Origin of the sequence: Rhodococcus sp. O3 (assembly GCF_048897285.1) — a bacterium.
In the GTDB taxonomy this organism is placed as follows: domain Bacteria; phylum Actinomycetota; class Actinomycetes; order Mycobacteriales; family Mycobacteriaceae; genus Rhodococcus.
The window spans coordinates 1-15,334 of sequence record NZ_JBMBTE010000024.1 but is presented as its reverse complement, the minus strand read 5'-3'; the positions used below and the strand labels follow the sequence as shown (position 1 = coordinate 15,334).

13 protein-coding genes are annotated in these 15,334 nt (G+C 68.2%); 3 read left to right on the top strand and 10 right to left on the bottom strand.

The window, feature by feature from the left end; genetic code table 11:
- The first annotated feature begins 298 nt into the window (after window positions 1-298).
- Entirely contained in the window at window positions 299-1,084 is a 786-nt protein-coding gene (locus ACN675_RS09770; protein WP_420750671.1) for an alpha/beta fold hydrolase, read from the top strand.
- 109 nt (window positions 1,085-1,193) lie between these two features.
- Here the strand turns inward: ACN675_RS09770 and ACN675_RS09765 are convergent, their stop codons facing one another.
- From ACN675_RS09765 to ACN675_RS09720, 10 genes are read right to left on the bottom strand one after another with little or no spacing between them, the layout of a single operon-like run.
- The gene (locus ACN675_RS09765) at window positions 1,194-2,198 is read right to left on the bottom strand and encodes an aromatic ring-hydroxylating oxygenase subunit alpha (RefSeq protein WP_420750670.1); all 1,005 of its coding nucleotides are present in this window, start codon (window positions 2,196-2,198) and stop codon (window positions 1,194-1,196) included.
- Between the two features lie 14 nt (window positions 2,199-2,212).
- Complete coding sequence (locus ACN675_RS09760) at window positions 2,213-3,118, bottom strand: alpha/beta hydrolase (protein ID WP_420750669.1); 906 nt, start codon at window positions 3,116-3,118, stop codon at window positions 2,213-2,215.
- 1 nt (window position 3,119) lies between these two features.
- Window positions 3,120-4,322 (bottom strand): amidohydrolase family protein, encoded by a 1,203-nt coding sequence (locus tag ACN675_RS09755; RefSeq protein ID WP_420750668.1) that lies wholly within the window; start codon window positions 4,320-4,322, stop codon window positions 3,120-3,122.
- A 12-nt stretch (window positions 4,323-4,334) separates the two neighbouring features.
- A complete protein-coding gene (locus ACN675_RS09750; RefSeq protein WP_420750667.1) occupies window positions 4,335-5,531 on the bottom strand; it encodes an acyl-CoA dehydrogenase family protein in 1,197 nt (398 codons plus the stop codon).
- Between the two features lie 40 nt (window positions 5,532-5,571).
- Window positions 5,572-6,606, bottom strand: a complete 1,035-nt coding sequence (locus ACN675_RS09745; RefSeq protein WP_420750666.1) for an acyl-CoA dehydrogenase family protein — start codon at window positions 6,604-6,606, stop codon at window positions 5,572-5,574.
- A 20-nt stretch (window positions 6,607-6,626) separates the two neighbouring features.
- Window positions 6,627-7,469 carry an amidohydrolase family protein gene (locus ACN675_RS09740; protein ID WP_420750706.1) on the bottom strand — a complete coding sequence of 281 codons (843 nt, stop codon included), beginning with the start codon at window positions 7,467-7,469 and terminating at the stop codon, window positions 6,627-6,629.
- A 2-nt stretch (window positions 7,470-7,471) separates the two neighbouring features.
- Entirely contained in the window at window positions 7,472-9,094 is a 1,623-nt protein-coding gene (locus ACN675_RS09735; protein WP_420750665.1) for an AMP-binding protein, read from the bottom strand.
- 33 nt (window positions 9,095-9,127) lie between these two features.
- Window positions 9,128-10,330 (bottom strand): amidohydrolase family protein, encoded by a 1,203-nt coding sequence (locus ACN675_RS09730; RefSeq protein WP_420750664.1) that lies wholly within the window; start codon window positions 10,328-10,330, stop codon window positions 9,128-9,130.
- 41 nt (window positions 10,331-10,371) lie between these two features.
- Entirely contained in the window at window positions 10,372-11,868 is a 1,497-nt protein-coding gene (locus ACN675_RS09725) for an acyl-CoA carboxylase subunit beta (RefSeq protein ID WP_420750663.1), read from the bottom strand.
- 25 nt (window positions 11,869-11,893) lie between these two features.
- Window positions 11,894-13,129, bottom strand: a complete 1,236-nt coding sequence (locus ACN675_RS09720) for a cytochrome P450 (protein WP_420750662.1) — start codon at window positions 13,127-13,129, stop codon at window positions 11,894-11,896.
- 148 nt (window positions 13,130-13,277) lie between these two features.
- Between ACN675_RS09720 and ACN675_RS09715 the strand changes: the two genes are divergently transcribed.
- Both ACN675_RS09715 and ACN675_RS09710 read left to right on the top strand, forming a co-directional pair.
- Complete coding sequence (locus ACN675_RS09715) at window positions 13,278-14,480, top strand: cytochrome P450 (protein WP_420750661.1); 1,203 nt, start codon at window positions 13,278-13,280, stop codon at window positions 14,478-14,480.
- A 19-nt stretch (window positions 14,481-14,499) separates the two neighbouring features.
- Window positions 14,500-15,300 (top strand): enoyl-CoA hydratase/isomerase family protein, encoded by an 801-nt coding sequence (locus tag ACN675_RS09710; protein WP_420750660.1) that lies wholly within the window; start codon window positions 14,500-14,502, stop codon window positions 15,298-15,300.
- Window positions 15,301-15,334 lie beyond the last annotated feature (34 nt).

Genomic DNA, 15,334 nt, shown 5'->3' with positions numbered 1-15,334 from the left:
TCTCGGCTACGGTCGGCGCCGCGCCGGCTTCGCGTGGACCACGAGGACTCATGACACCCCCATTCGATCTTTGCGACCTTTCCGGTCCGAGCTCGGAGCAAGCATCTGAACAGAGCACGCTGTCGACCCTTACCTGTGGTGATCCGCCGCAAAGGCGAAACGCGTCGTCGACTGCCCGTGGCCTCGGCTCCTGCCGCCACGACGACGGACCGGAGTGCGCTCGACCCGGTCGACTCGGCCGCTTCGAGTCGACTTCTTTCCCTGACCTGGCACAATCGAGTCGATGCACACTCCTCACATGGCATATCGACTCGCCGGTAGCGGTGAACCGCTCCTCCTCCTGCACGGCATCGGCGCCACCAAGGACGATTTCTCCGAATTGATCCCGCGACTGGCCGAGCACTTCGAAGTCCTGGCGGTGGACCTGCCCGGACACGGGTCATCCCCCATGCTCGAGGTCCGACCCACCGTCGCCGCGATCACCGACGCCATCATCGCCGACCTCGACGCGCGCGGCCTCGACCGGGTACACGTGCTCGGAAATTCCCTCGGCGGCCGGATCGCGCTCGAGATGGCGACGCGAGGGCGGGCACTGTCGGTGGTGGCCTTGTCGCCATCGGGACTCGGATTGCCGCCGGAACGGGTGTTCCAGGGTGGCCTGATGACGGCCGCACGGATCGCCAACAAACTCCGCAACCCGCTCATCGAACGGATGTCGCGCAACGTCGTGGGACGGACCGCACTCACCGCCGGCCTGCGGGCACTGCCGTGGCGCGCGTCGCGTCGCGAATCACTTTCGGTGAAAGGCGGATTCGCCGAGGCCGAGGGCTGCTGGTCGATGCTGTGGGATGCGATCTTGTGGGACGTCCCGATCGGGATGCCTCGCATCACGTGCCCGGTCACGCTCGCGCAGGGCGTACTCGACATGGTCGCCTCGGCACAGACGGTGCGCTACACCCCGCTGATTCCCGGGGCTCGCTTCGTTCCGCTGCCGTACGCCGGTCATGCACCGCAGTCCGACACCCCGGACACAATCGTCGAGCTGGTGCGCCGTACCGCCGCAAGAGCCCACGCCACGACCTGACCGACTCGGCCGGTTTCACACCCGCCCGCGGACGAATCTTCGACACGAGTCTCGACCGGGGTCCGGCGACGCCCATCCGATCGCGCAACCCGTGCCTCTGGGAGCCTGGTCAGACGGTGGCGTCGGCCGGTGGGATGTCGTAGAACCGCCGCGCCCACTTACGCAGCGACAGATACGGTTTCGCGTCCTTCGGTGACAGCGGAGGATGTTCGACGTACTTCTGGTGCCGCCAGATGCTCAGGTCCTCCCACACCGTGACGAGGAACCGCCGCTCGACGCGTTCACGGACGTCGTCCGGCGGCACGTCACCGTCTCCGGGATTGCGGGGCCACCAGATCGAATAGAACAGGTCCGAGCTCTCGTCGTCGACGGGGGTGCTGGCGAAGATCAGCCGGTGATTCGACGATCCTTCGAACGCGCTGATCGACCCGCCGAGCCCGAACATGTGGGCGTGGATCTTCAGCGCCATCTCCTCCGGATCGTCGCTGCGCGCATCGGGCCAGCCGGTGAGGAACCGCCATGCATGGTCCGAGGCGCTGTAGTCGAGCATCTGCGGGGTGACGGTCGCGCCGTGCACGTACTGGAAGTGCAGGCTGTCCGGACCGTTCTCGAGCACCACCTGCGGATGCACCGGTTCTCGTTCGGTCTTGCGGGAGAACTCCGGATACGGGCGGTAGTAGTCCGACGACTCATCCGAGCCGACCTCGGGAAACAACGCCAGGATTCCCGGCATCTCCCAGGTCGGGGCGGCGCCGTCCGGGTGGTGCCACATGAACACACAGCCGTCGCGTTCGACCACCGGATACACCCGCAGCCGCACGGTGGGCCGCGTGCGGTTTTCACCCGGGATGGCGCGGTTGGTGCCGTCGGGACCCCAGCGCCAGCCGTGGAAGGGGCATTCGACGCAGTCCCCCACGACCGTGCCGCCGTAGCCGATGTGCGCACCGAGGTGCCGGCAATGGCCGGTGAGGATGTGCATCTCACCGGACTCGTCACGGTAGGCGACCAGGTCCTCGCCGAAATACTTCAGCGGCCGTACCTCCCCCACCGGGAATTCCGCCGACCAGCCCACCATGAACCACCCGGTGACCTTCCAGGTGAACGGAACCTTCACAGCACCTCCAGAGATCAAGCGGACGGACGTTCGGCTGCGAGCGTGCATTCCTCCACGAACGCCAGCACGCTCCGGTGATAGGCAGTCGCCGCGAACCCGACACTCATGTTGTGCCCGGTCCCGGCCTGCCGGTACGACACCAGCCGCGGCGACGACGTGAAGCCCCGCGCGATCTCACCGAGGGTGTCCGGGTCGGTGCGCCACACCCGTTCGTGTTCGGCGTGGCTGAGCCGCACCGGAATCCGGATGTCCGGGGACAGCGCCGGGAACTTCGCCGGCCACCGGACGGCGACCGTCGCCTCGTACCGCGGGGTGCGCGACGACAGCGATCGACCGCCGCGCACCTCCTCCGGGTACAGGTCCTCCGGGTACCAGAGCAGATCCCGGATGGTTGCGCGGTCGCCGGTGCCGTGCATCGCCGTGATCAGCCGTTCGGCGTCGGCGTACTTCACCGTGCCGGTCCCGGCGAGTTCCAGCCCGAGCAGTCCCGCGCCGCGCGGATCGGCGGCCATCCGGGCACCGAGGTCGCACCCGGCCGAATGCGCCAGCAGGAACGTGCCCGCCCCGCGCGGCGACGAACCGAGGAGGGCATCGACGGTGGCGTAACACGCGTCGACGCGGCGCGCCGGATCGTCGAATTCGTCCCCGAACGGCGCGGACGCACCGTAGCCCGGCCGGTCCGGCGCGAGCACGGTGTAGCCGAGCGCGGCGCCGGCGCGCAACAGGGACAGTTCGGGTCTGCCCGGCAGATCGAAGTACCGCGAGGTGGTCGCGCCGCCGTGCAACGCGACCACGACGGCGCGCGGTTCGGCGACCTCGGCGCACAACGCCGACATGGGGATGTCGTCGATGTCGACGACGCGTTCGGTGACCGTACCGAGCCCGTTCGGAGTCGGACCCGCGGCCGCGATGCCGGCCACGTCAGGCGCCCCGAGCGACCGCGGTGTCGAGACCGAGCAGGTCGAGCATGTTGCCTCCCATGACCTTCCGCGCATCCTCGGCAGACAGTCCGTCGAGCTGCGCGAGCAGGCTCAGCGGATCGGCCAGGCCCTCCGGGTGCGGCCAGTCCGAGCCGTAGACGACGCGGTCCGCGCCGAGCATGTCGACGACCTCCCGGTAGTCGTCCTCCCAGAACGGGTTCACGTAGATGCAACGCCGGAACGCTTCGATCGGGTCCTCGAGGAACAGTTGCGGCATCTTGTCGTAGGCGTGCCGCAGGTTCCGGAACAGGGTGGGCAGCCAATCGGAGCCGTTTTCGATGGACAGGATCCGCAGATCCGGATTCCGCGACAGTGCGCCGTGGCACACGAGCGCGGTCATCGCGTCCTCGATCGCGCGCGAACCTATCGCAGCGGTGCGGAATGCGGTGGGCGCGAAGGGTTTGTACTCGGTGGCCGGTTCCCAGATGTCGAGGACCTGCGAGTAGCCGCTGTCCGACGCGTGCATCGACACCGGAATCCCGGCGTCCACACAGGCTTTCCAGAACGGATCGAACTCCTCGAACCCGAACGAGCGGCTGCCGCGGAAGCCCGGCACCGGCGCGGGCCGGACGAGCACCGTCTTCGCGCCGCGTTCGAGGCACCACTGCAGTTCCTCGAGTGCCCGGTCCACGATCGGCAGGGTGACCACAGGGACCGCGAAGATGCGGCCTTCGTAGTCGAAGCTCCAGTGCTCGTACATCCACCGGTTGAACGCGTGGATGACGTCGTGGGTCAGTTCCGGATCGTGCTTGAGACGTTCCTCGACGAGGCTGGCGAGGGTCGGGAACATCAGGGCGTAGTCGAGACCCTGTTCGTTCAGCTTCTCGAGCCGCGCCGCCGGGTCCCGGAACGCGGGGATCGACTTGATGGGTTTGCCCATGATCTCTCGCGCCGACCTGCCCTCGGGGTTGCCGTTGCGGAAGTAGTCCTCCTGCGCCCCGGGCGCGGCGACGACGGAGAACGTCGGGTTGGGAATGAACTCGCTGATGGTGTTCTGCACGACGATCTTGGTGCGCCCGTCGATGTCGACGTAGCGGATCGCGTCCTTCGCGTGGTCCGGGAGGTACTTGGTCAGCGCGTCCCGCGTCTCGTACATGTGGTTGTCCGAGTCGAAGATCGGGAACGGGTGCGGATTCGTCGCCATGGTGAACGCTCCTCAGTGCGCCTTGGCGCGTGCGGGCTGCGAGTAGTTGGGCCGGCCGAGACCGAGCACGTGCTGGGCGATCATGTTCCTGAACACCTCGAGGGTGCCGCCGTAGATGCCGCACAGCGGGGCCCACCGGAACAGGTGCTCGGCGCCGCCGTCGTCGGCGGCACCTTCGGTGTCGACGGGCAGTGCGGATGCGGAACCGAGGATGTCCATCAGGTCCGGGGAGATGTCGCGCATCGTCTGGGCGATCGCGACGCGCCCGAACATGTGCGGCGCGGACAGCGCCGCTTCCATCCGGGCGATGCTGCGGCCGAGCCGGTACGCGACCGCCCGGTCGTCGAGCGGCCGGCGTCCGTCCGGGCCCTCCTGTCCGAGGATCCGCGCGACGCGGTCGACGCGGGTCGCCATGGTGGTGCCCTGATGGATCAGGATGGACACGTCCTGCAGACCGTCGTTCGCGGCGTCGACCATGCCGTGTTCCTCGGCGAGCGGACCCATCAGCACGGCCCAGCCGCCGTTGACCTCGCCGAGCCGGTACTTGTCGGGCACGCGCACGTCGGAGTAGTAGACGATGTTGGTGCGATCGCCGTCGACGGTGCGCAGTCCCTGGATCTCGATGCCGGGGGTGTCGAGCGGGACGAGGAACATCGTCAGGCTCTTGTGCTTGGGGGCGTCGGGATCGGTGTTGGTGATGAGGAAGACGTACTGGCAGTTGTGGGCGCCGGTGGTGAACATCTTGGAGCCGTTGATGATCCAGTCGTCGCCGTCCCGCACCGCCCGGGTCTTGCAGGTCGCGACGTCGGAGCCGCCCTCGGGTTCGGTGTAGCCCAGGCACAGCCGGACCTCGCCGCTGTCGATCTTCGGCAGCACCTCGGCGCGCACCTCGGGCGATCCGTATTGCTCGATCGAGGTGGTCACGATGGCGGTGGTGCCCGCGGTCACCCACGGCACCTCGGCGCGCCGCTTCTCGAGGTCCCACAACCGGCGCCGCAGCCGGTTCAGGCCGCCCTCGGATTCGGGTGCGCGTTCCGCGGCGAGCCAGCCTTCGGCGCCCATCGCCAGGTGCACGCCCTCGTCGAAGTTGTCGCCGGTCTCCCGGTCGCGGCGGCGCACCTCGTCGGTGACGTGCGTGTCGAGGAAGGCGCGTGCCCGCCGCTGGAAGGCGGCGTCCTCGTCGGACAGTTCCACGAGTGAGAAATCCATGGTTCCCCCTGCTGTTGTCGGCCTGGTCTTGTCGACTCGGCTAGGCCTGCGTGGCGAAGCTCTCGGCGACCCGAACGGCGGCGTCGACGGGGTCGCCGCCGGCCAGTGCCCAGCCGCGGGCGCGGACCAGGTAGGCCGAGGCCGCCGATTCGGCCGAGACCCCGAGTCCGCCCTGCACGTGCACGGCCATCGTCGCCGCGCGCGGTGCCTCTTCGGCCAGGTACACGAACGCCGCCGACGCGAGCACCGGCGCCGCGTCGGGTTCGTTGTCGAGGAACCACCCGGCCCGCCGCGTCAGGTTCCGGGCACCGGCTACGACGATCGCGATGTTCGCGAGCGGATGCGAGATGCCCTGCAGGGTCGAGATCGGCACCCCCATCGTGTAGCGGTTCTTGGCGAATTCCGCTGCGATGGTGAGTGTTTCCTCGGTCAGTCCGACGAGCGCGGCGGAGGTCAGGAGCCGCCATTCCTCGAGCGCCCGATCGTACTGCGCGACCGCCTCGGGTCCGCTCGCGAGCACGGTGCGACGATCCGCGGCGGCCGGATCGATCCATGCCGCCGGCAGCTTGCCGATGTTGTCGACCTTCGCGGGCCGGGTGTCGAATTCGAGCCGCACGAGGTCGTCGCCGTCACGGACGACGATGCGGTCGGCGACCGATCCCGACGGGACGAGGCGCCTGCCGGGCGGAGCATCGAATCGAGGGTCCAGCGCGACGATTTCGCGTCCGGTGACGATGTCGGGGGTGTCGCACGCACCGAGCCGCGCGAGCAGCCGGGAGGCGCACACGTGGTCGATCCACGGCACCGGGGCAAGGGTGCGGCCGAGTTCCTCGGCGACGAGGGTCAGGTCGACGAGGGTCGCGCCGTCGCCGCCGACGTCTTCGGGCAGCGCCATGGATGTCGCGCCGGTCGCGCACAGTTGTTCCCACAGGTTCTTGTCGAATCCGCCGGGTTCGGCGGCGCGGACGACCTCGAGGGGACTGCGCGACCGGAAGAACTTCGCGTACGCGGCCTGCAGTTCCGTCTGGTCCTCGGACAGGCTGTAGTCCTGCCTGCGCAATTCGTAGCGGTCCATCCCGTGTGCCCCCTGTCCCGTCATTCGGCCGTGTCGCCCGAAGGTCGGCCGCCGAAGAAGAATTCCTGTGCGTTGCGATAGAGGTAGTTGTCGCGGACGTCGTCCGGCAGGTCCAGCGCCATCGCCTCGGGGACGAGGCGGCGCATCGGCAGCACCGGCCAGTCGGATCCGAAGATCACCTTGTCCTTGCCGCGGGTACGCATGTAGTGCAGCAGGCTGTCCGGCAGCCGCTTGGGTGACCACGCCGAGGTCATCAGCCGCAGGTTGTCGTACTTGATGAGCAGCCGGATCGCGACGTCCCACCAGGGGTCGGCGCCGTGGATCATGCACAGCTTCAGTTCCGGGAAGCGGTAGCAGACCCGATCGAGGTGGATCGGATTCTGGACCTCGCCGGGAATGGGTGGGCCCGGGAGGCCGGTGTTCATGCACAACGGCAGGCCCAGTTCGGCGCACTTGTAGTACAGCGGGTAGTACACGGCGTCGGTGGGCGGGTACATGCCGTCGCCCCAGAAGCTCGGTCCCACCGTCGTGTACGCGACCGGCAGATCGTGCACGAGCGCGGCGAGTTCACGCAGCGACGACACCGGGTGCAGCAGGTCCACGCCGTTGACGGCGAGCGCGAACCGGTCCGGCATCTCCTCGACGAACTTCAGCGCGGTCGGTGACGGTTTGACCATCGAGTACATCAGGATCGCCTTCTCGACGCCCTGTTCGTCCATCTCGTCGAGCAGTTCGGCCAGGTCCACCTGCCGATACATCGACTGCGGCCCCTTGAAGTACTTGTCTCGCACCTCGAGCATCCACGCCGGTTGTTCGCGTTCGCCGAAGTGCACGTTCACCAGGCAGTCGAGGACCTTCGGCATGCTCACGCTCCGTCCTTCCCGAGTGCCGTCTCGGCGACCTGCTGTGCCGCCCATCGGTAGTCGGGTTTTCCGTTCCCGAGCCGCCGGATCTCGGGGACGAACACGAAGGCCTTCGGTGCCTTGAACCCGGCCAGCGCATCGCGGCACGCCTGCCGCAGTGCGAATTCGGCGGACTCACCGTCCGCGGACTGCATGAGCGCCACGATCTCCTGACCCCAGCGGGGACTGGATCTGCCGACGACCAGCGCGTCGACGACGCCGGGTTGCGCCCGCAACACCTCCTCGACCTCCTCGACGAACACCTTTTCACCGCCGGTGTTGACGACCAGCGAATCGCGGCCGAGCAGTCGCAGGGAGCCGTCGGCGTCGACGGTGACGCGGTCGCCGGGGATCGCCAGGCGTTGCCCGTCGATGATCGGGAAGGTCGCTTCGGTGGCGGCGCGGTCGTCGAAGTAACCCAGCGGGACGCGGCCGGTGCGGGCGGCCCAGCCGATTTCGGAGTCGCCCGGGATCAGCAGCCGGGTGCGGTCGTGGGATACCGCGGTGCCGCCGGGCATCGGGTCGAAGGTGTCGACCTCGGCGCCGCGGGTGCTGCGCCCGTATCCCATCCCACCGGTTTCCGACGAGCCGTACCCTTCGACGAGGAAGGCGTGCGGAAGTTGTTCGAGTAGTGCCCGTTTGTGCACCGGGTTGGTCGCCGCTCCCCCGGTGCCGATGACCGACAGTGACGACAGTTCGTAGGGGCGGCGCTGCATCTCGCGGACGAGCGGTCCGGCGTAGGCGTCGCCGACGATGGTCATCAGCGTGACCTTCTCCCGCTCGGCCGTTTCGAGTGCGGTGCGCGCGTCGAACTTCTCCCGGTCGTCGTAGAGCACGACGGTCTGTCCGGCGAGCAGTCCGGCGAAGGTGGTCCAGGTGCCGGCGGCGTGCGAGAGCGGCGACGCGGCGAACCACACCTGCCCGGTCGCGCGGGCCAGCGCCTGCACGGGTTCGGCGGAGTCGTGGTCGGCGCCGTTCATCGACGAGACGTACATGTCGCCCTGCCGCCACAGCACGCCCTTGGGCCGGCCGGTGGTGCCGCCGGTGCACAGCATGATCAGGTCGTCGGGCAAGGTCGCGATCACGGTGTCGGGATCGCCGAGTTCGACGGCCTCCTCGAACGGTACCGCCCCGGCGAGTTCGGGCACGTCGGCGCCGTCGTCGACGGAAACCAGCAGGTCCACCCCGGGCGGAGCGGTCTGGGCGACGACCGGCCCGAACGATCGATGGTAGACGATCCCGCGCGGGGCGATGTAGGCGAGCAGGTCGTGAATCTCGCGGGGCGTGTAGTGGTGGTTGATGTTCACCGGTACCACCCGCGCCTTCGCGCACGCGATCATCAGGTCCGGGTACAGGTCGTTGCGCATGATCAGCGCGATGCGGTCCTGTCCGCATTCCCATCGGTCGAGCCGGTGTCGCGGGGTGTGTTCCCCGAAACCGCGGTCTGCGAGGAAGTTCGCGAATCGGCGTGTCCTCGAGGCGGATTCTCCGAAGGTGCTCCGGCGCTCGCCGCACACCGTCATGGTGCGGTCGGGGACCGCGTCGGCGACGGCGTCGAACACCGCGCCCAGGCTCCATTCCGTCAACGCATCCTCCTGATCCGTGTCCCGGCCGCCGGCTCAGACCGACGCCGTGATCGGGGCGCCGAGGAACGCCAGGGCGTTGTCCCGCATGATCTTCCGGGTATCGGCCGCATCGAATGCGGTGAGTTCGTCGGTGAACGACATCGGTTCGGCCAGGCCTTCGCCGTGCGGCCAGTCGGAGCCGAACAGGATGCGGTCGGCTCCGATCTGCTCGGCCAGACGCGGTAGGTCGTCCTCGTAGTACGGTGCCACCCACACGTGTTCGCGCAGTGTCTCGACCGGGTCGTTGGGGAACGAGCGCGGCGACTGGTTCGCGAGCTTCGTCATCCGCTTGGCGAGGCGGTGCACCCAGTCGGAGCCGTTCTCGATGCTGGCCACGCGCAACCCCGGATGCCGGTCGAAGACACCGTGGATGATCAGTGAGGCCATCGTGTCGTGGATCGCCCGGTCGTCGACGAGGATCTTGTCGAGGGCGTCGCCCGGACCGAACGGCTCGAAGGTGTCCTTGCCGCCCCACATCGCGGCGATCTTCAGGTAGCCGCTGTCGCCGAGGTGGAAGGCGACCGGCACGTTCGATTCGGCAAGGCGCGCCCAGACCGGGTCGTGTGCGCGGTCGCCGAGCGATCGGGGCTTGCCGATGCCCGGCACCGGCGCCGGCCGGATGTGCACGATGCGGGCGCCGCGGTCGAGCACGAAGTCGACCTCGGCCACCGCGGCCTCCGGATCGGCGAGCGAGATCATCGGGGCCGAGAGGATCCGCCCGTCGGGCCGGTCGAATCCCCAGTCCTCGTCGAGCCACAGGTTGAATGCGTGCAACGACGCCATGGTGGCCGGAATGTCTTCGCGCAGGGCTTCTTCCACGCCGCACCCGAATGTGGGGAACATGAAGATCGTGTCGAGCGACTGCTGCTCCACCACGGCGACGCGGGCGTCCCGGTCCCGGTACTCGGGTCGCAGCTCGAGTTCCTCGACCTTCATCAGCGTGGCCGGGTCGACGCCTTCGGGTACCTGCCCACGGAACAGCGGGTCCAGGCAGCCGGGCACGATGATCGGGTCGAAGGTGGGGTTCGGGATGAACCGGTTCACCTTGTTGCCGATGATGGCGGTGTTCCGCCGCCCGTCCTGCACGATCTGCACTCCGCGGCGGCGGAAGCTCTTGTCGAGGTGCCGGGTGAAGGCGTCCAGCGGCTCGTAGTAGTGGTTGTCGACGTCGATCGCACGGTAATCGAGGCTGGTCATCGGTTCCTTCTTTCGTGTCTCGAGCGGGTCGTGTCGACGGGTCAGGGCACGATCGCGGTGCGGATCACCGGTTCCGCGACGGCCTGCCGGGCGTAGATGCCGCGCTGCAGCGACAGCAGCAGCGCGTTGCGGGTTTCCTCGGGCCGGATCAGCTCGTCGAACCCCATCTGTTCGGCCGACCGGTAGGATGCTTCGAGTTCCATGGCTCGCAGCGTGGCGTCGAGGTCGGCGTCGGCGCCGGAGGCGTTGCTCAGCGCCGCCGCACTCATCGCACCCATCGTCGCCCCCGGGTACGCGTAGGTGGCGGCCTGGCCGTCGAACCCGATGAGCGACATCACCATCGACCCGAATCCGTACGCCTTGCGCAGCGTCACGTGCAGTTTCAGGGTGGTCGCGGTCGTCTGCGCGACGAACATGCGGGCGCCGGCGCGCAGCACGCCCTCGCGTTCGGATTCACTGCCGGGCAGCATGCCCGGGTTGTCGGTGAGGAACACCAGCGGCAGGTGGAAAGCGTCGGCCACGGCGATGAAGTGCGCGGCCTTGTCGGCCGCGGCCGCGTCGATCGATCCGGCGAGCACCTGCGGCTGATTCGCGACCACCGCGACCGGATGCCCACCGAGGCGCGCGAGCGCGCAGATGATCGCCTGGCCGTACTTCGGTTGCACCTCGAACCAGTCGTGGGTGTCGAACACGACGTCGATGACGGCACGCATGTCGTAGGTGCGCCGGTTGTCGCGCGAGACGATGTCGAGCAGTTCCGGTGTCTCACGCGGGTTCGAGTACTCGTCGGGTTCGGTCATCTGCGGGTACGACCAGGCGCTCGGCGGGAAGTACGACAGGTAGCGGCGGATCTCGTCGAGGACGTCCTCGTCGGTGTCGGCGACGTTGTGGATCACCCCGCTCGTGAGCGCGACGTCGGGCCCGCCGAGGTCTTCCTTCGTCACGTCCTCGCCGGTGGACATCTTCACCACGGGTGGTCCGGCGGTGAAGATCGATCCCTGCCGGCTCATGATTGCGAAGTCCGCGACCGGTGCGACGAGGGCGCCGTGCCCGGCGGACGGGCCGAGCACCGCGGTGACCATCGGCACCTTCCCGGAGCACCGGGCCTGCGCGAGCAGGTCCGTCGGGGTGCGGCCGTAGTGGTCGCCGGTGGGACGGAAACCGGCACCCTCGAGCAGCATCACGAGCGGCACCTTGTTGCGCACCGCGAGTTCGGCGAGCCGGTACCGCTTGGAGTTGCTGCCGGGCGCGATGGTGCCGGCGAGGGTGGTGAAGTCCTCGGCACCGACCATGACGGGCAGCCCGTGGATCAGCCCGGATCCGGCGACGATCGCGTCGGCCGGCACGTCGCCGCCGACGAGGGTGCCGAATTCGTGGAAGGTGCCCGGGTCCAGGAGGCGTTCGATCCGGGCGCGGGCGTCGAGTTTGCCCTTGCCGCAGTGTTTGGCGACGCGCTCGGTCCCGCCCATCGCCAGCGCGTGGTCGCGCCGGCGCTCGAGGTCCGCGAGCGTGTCGTCCCAGGTCCCGGCATCGGTCATGCGTGGTCCTTCGAGGTGAGGGCGGTCAGGTCAGCGTGTAACGGATCGGTAGGTGCTTGAGCCCCCCGACGAACGTGGTCGCGGTGCTCGCGGGTTCGCCGTCGAGTTCGATCGCGGTGAGCCGCGGCAGCAGCTCGGTGAAGAACTTGCGGATCTCGAGCCGCGCCAGCCCGGCGCCGAGGCAGAAGTGCACACCGAACCCGAACGCGACGTGGTTGTTGGGATCGCGGGTGATGTCGAACCGGAACGGATCGTCGAAGACGTCCTCGTCGCGGTTGCCGGACACGTAGGACAGCAGCAGCGAATCACCCGCCGCGATCGGCACGCCCCGCAGGGTCGTGTCCTCGGCGGCCGTGCGCATGAACGCCTTGACCGGGGTGACCCACCGGATGATCTCCTCGGTTGCCCGCGGCATGAGATCGAGGTCTGCACAGAGTGTTTCGCGCTGATCCGGGTTCTCGATCAGCGCGTGCAGTCCCCCGGAGATGCTGCTGCTGGTGGTGTCGTGTCCGGCGGTGGCGATGAGCGTGTAATACGACATGGTGTCGATGTCCGACAGCGGCTCTCCGTCGATGCGGGCGTTGGCGATGGTCGACGCGAGATCGTCGGTGGGATCTTCGCGGCGGGCCGCGGTGAGCGCCGAGAAGTACTCGAACATCTCGAGCAGTGAATTGATCTTCTCGTCGGCGGGCGTGGCACGTTTGAGTTCGTCGTCGTCGCTGCCGACGAGTTCCTGGGTGAGCTTGCGCATCTTCGGGAAGTCGGATTCGGGGACACCGAGCAGCGACATGATCACGTAGAGCGGGAAGTCGATAGCGATGTCCTGCACGAAGTCGCACGCGCCGCCGTACTCCCGCATCCGATCGACGTAGCGCTTCGCCAGTTCCTCGATCCGGATCTCCATGGCGCGCATCGACTTCGGGCGGAACCAGTCGGCGGCGATCGCCCGCACCACCCGGTGTTGCGGGTCGTCCATGTGGATCAGGGTCCGGACGCCGGCAGCAGCCTGCATGGCGTCGGATTCCTCGGGCATCAGCACCGGCCGCGGCCAGTTGGTGAAGCGCTCGTTCGCGCGTTCGATCGCCATGATGTCGGCGTGCTTGGTGACCGCCCAGAACGGCTTGTAGGACGGCACGTCGACATAGGCCACCGGCGCCTCGGCGCGCAGTGTCGTCAGCGCGGCGTGCAGGTGCGGCTCGTCGGCGTAGGCCGCGGGTTCTGCCAGCACTTTCGCGGCTTGCTCGACGATCGACATGCTCATCCGTGGCACTTTCCGTTCCGTCCGAGAAGCGTTGTTCCGGGCACCAGAGTGATTTATAGTGAGCCTTACTGTCAAGCATTCTATAACTCTTTCCGTTACGGCGGACCGCAATCTCCGGGTGATGGGAAGCAACCTCCAGAGGTGATCAGTGGACAGCTCCGTCCGAGACGAATCGGCCACCGCCACACTCGACTTCCGCGACCCCTATCCGTTCTTCGCCGCGCGCCGCCGCGAGGGCGGCGTCTTCCACGGCACGGTCATGGATTACTCGCGCACCCCGGAATCACTGCGCCCGGCGGATTCGTATGCCGCACTCACCTATTCGACGGTCAGCGCCGCCCTGCGCAACGACCGCGTGTTCAGCTCCAAGCTGTACGACGCGACCATCGGTGTATTCATGGGACCGACCATCCTCGCGATGAGCGGCACGAAACATCGCGCGCACCGCAACCTGGTGTCGGCGGCGTTCAAGCCGCAGTCGCTGCGGGTGTGGGAACCGGAGATCGTGCGGCCGATCTGCAACGCGCTGATCGACGAGTTCGCCGGCGAGGGCCACGCCGATCTCGTCGCGGACTTCACGTTCGAATTCCCGACCCGGGTGATCGCGCGGCTGCTCGGGCTGCCCGCGGAAGACCTGCCGTTCTTCCGCAGGGCCGCGGTGTCGATCATCAGCTACGCGGGCAACGTGCCGCGCGCACTGGAGGCCTCCGAGGAGCTGAAGAACTACTTCCTCGGCCACATCGAACAGCGACGGTCGCAGCCGACCGACGACATCATCAGCGATCTCGTGACCGCCGAGGTCGAGGGCGAGAACCTGACCGACGAGGCGATCTACTCGTTCCTGCGCCTGCTGCTCCCGGCCGGCCTGGAGACCACCTACCGGTCGTCGGGCAACCTGCTGTACCTGCTGCTGCGGCACCCGGACCAGTTCGCCGCCGTGCAGGCCGATCACGGTCTGATTCCGCAGGCCGTCGAGGAGGGTCTGCGCTACGAGACCCCGTTGACGTTCGTGCAGCGGTACACCACCGAGGACACCGAACTCGGCGGTGTTCCCGTCCCGGCCGGGGCGGTCGTCGATCTCGTTCTCGGTTCGGCGAACCGGGACGAGGACCGGTGGGAGCGGCCGGAAGAGTTCGACATCTTCCGAAAGACGCTGCCGCACATCAGCTTCACCGCCGGCGCCCACACCTGCCTGGGCCTGCACCTGGCCCGGATGGAGACGCGGGTCGCCGTCGAATGCCTGCTCACGCGGCTGACGAACTTCCGCCTGCAGGACGACCGCGATCCGCACATCAGCGGGCAGCCGTTCCGCTCCCCCAACCGGCTGCCGGTCACGTTCGACGTCGTCTGAGATTCGAAAGGAAACGCACGTGACCGACGAGTCCGTCCTGCTCACCGACCTCACCGACGGTGTGCTCACGCTGACCCTGCACCGCCCGGACCGTCGCAACGCGATCACCTCGCAGATGTGGACGTTGCTGGGCGAACGGTTGCGTGACGTCGAACCGGGGCACGACGTCCGCGCGGTCGTGCTGACCGGCGCGGGCGGCGCGTTCAGCAGCGGGGCCGACCTGTCCGCCACCGCGGGCATGGACGAATTCCCCGACCCGGCCGAGGAGACCCGCCGCGTCAACGACACCGTGCGACTGCTGCACGGTCTACCGGTCCCGACGATTGCGAAGGTGCGGGGCGTCGCGGTGGGAGCCGGATGGAATCTGGCGCTGGGCTGCGATTTCGTGGTCGCGACCCCGGAGGCGCACTTCTGCCAGATCTTCGCCCGGCGAGCCCTGTCGATCGACACCGGCGGTTCGTGGCTGCTGCCGCGCCTCGTCGGGCTGCAGCAGGCCAAGCGGCTGACGATGCTCGCCGACATGATCGGCGCCGACGAAGCACACGCGCTCGGGCTGGTCACGTGGCTGCAGCCCGAATCGGAGATCGACGTGTTCGTCACCGCCCTCGCGACCCGACTGGCGGCCGGACCACCGATCGCGCTGGCGCAGACCAAGTCCCTGATCGACAACGGGATCGACCGGACCCTCGACGAAGCGCTCGACGGCGAGGCCGCGGCGCAGGCCGTGAACCTGGCGACACCGGATGTCCTCGAAGCGTTCGCGGCGTTCGCCGAGAAGCGCGACCCGATCTATCGCCGCACCCCCGTTGCCGAGCGCTGACGCGCCCCTGTTTTCCGAGCGAACGGTACATTCA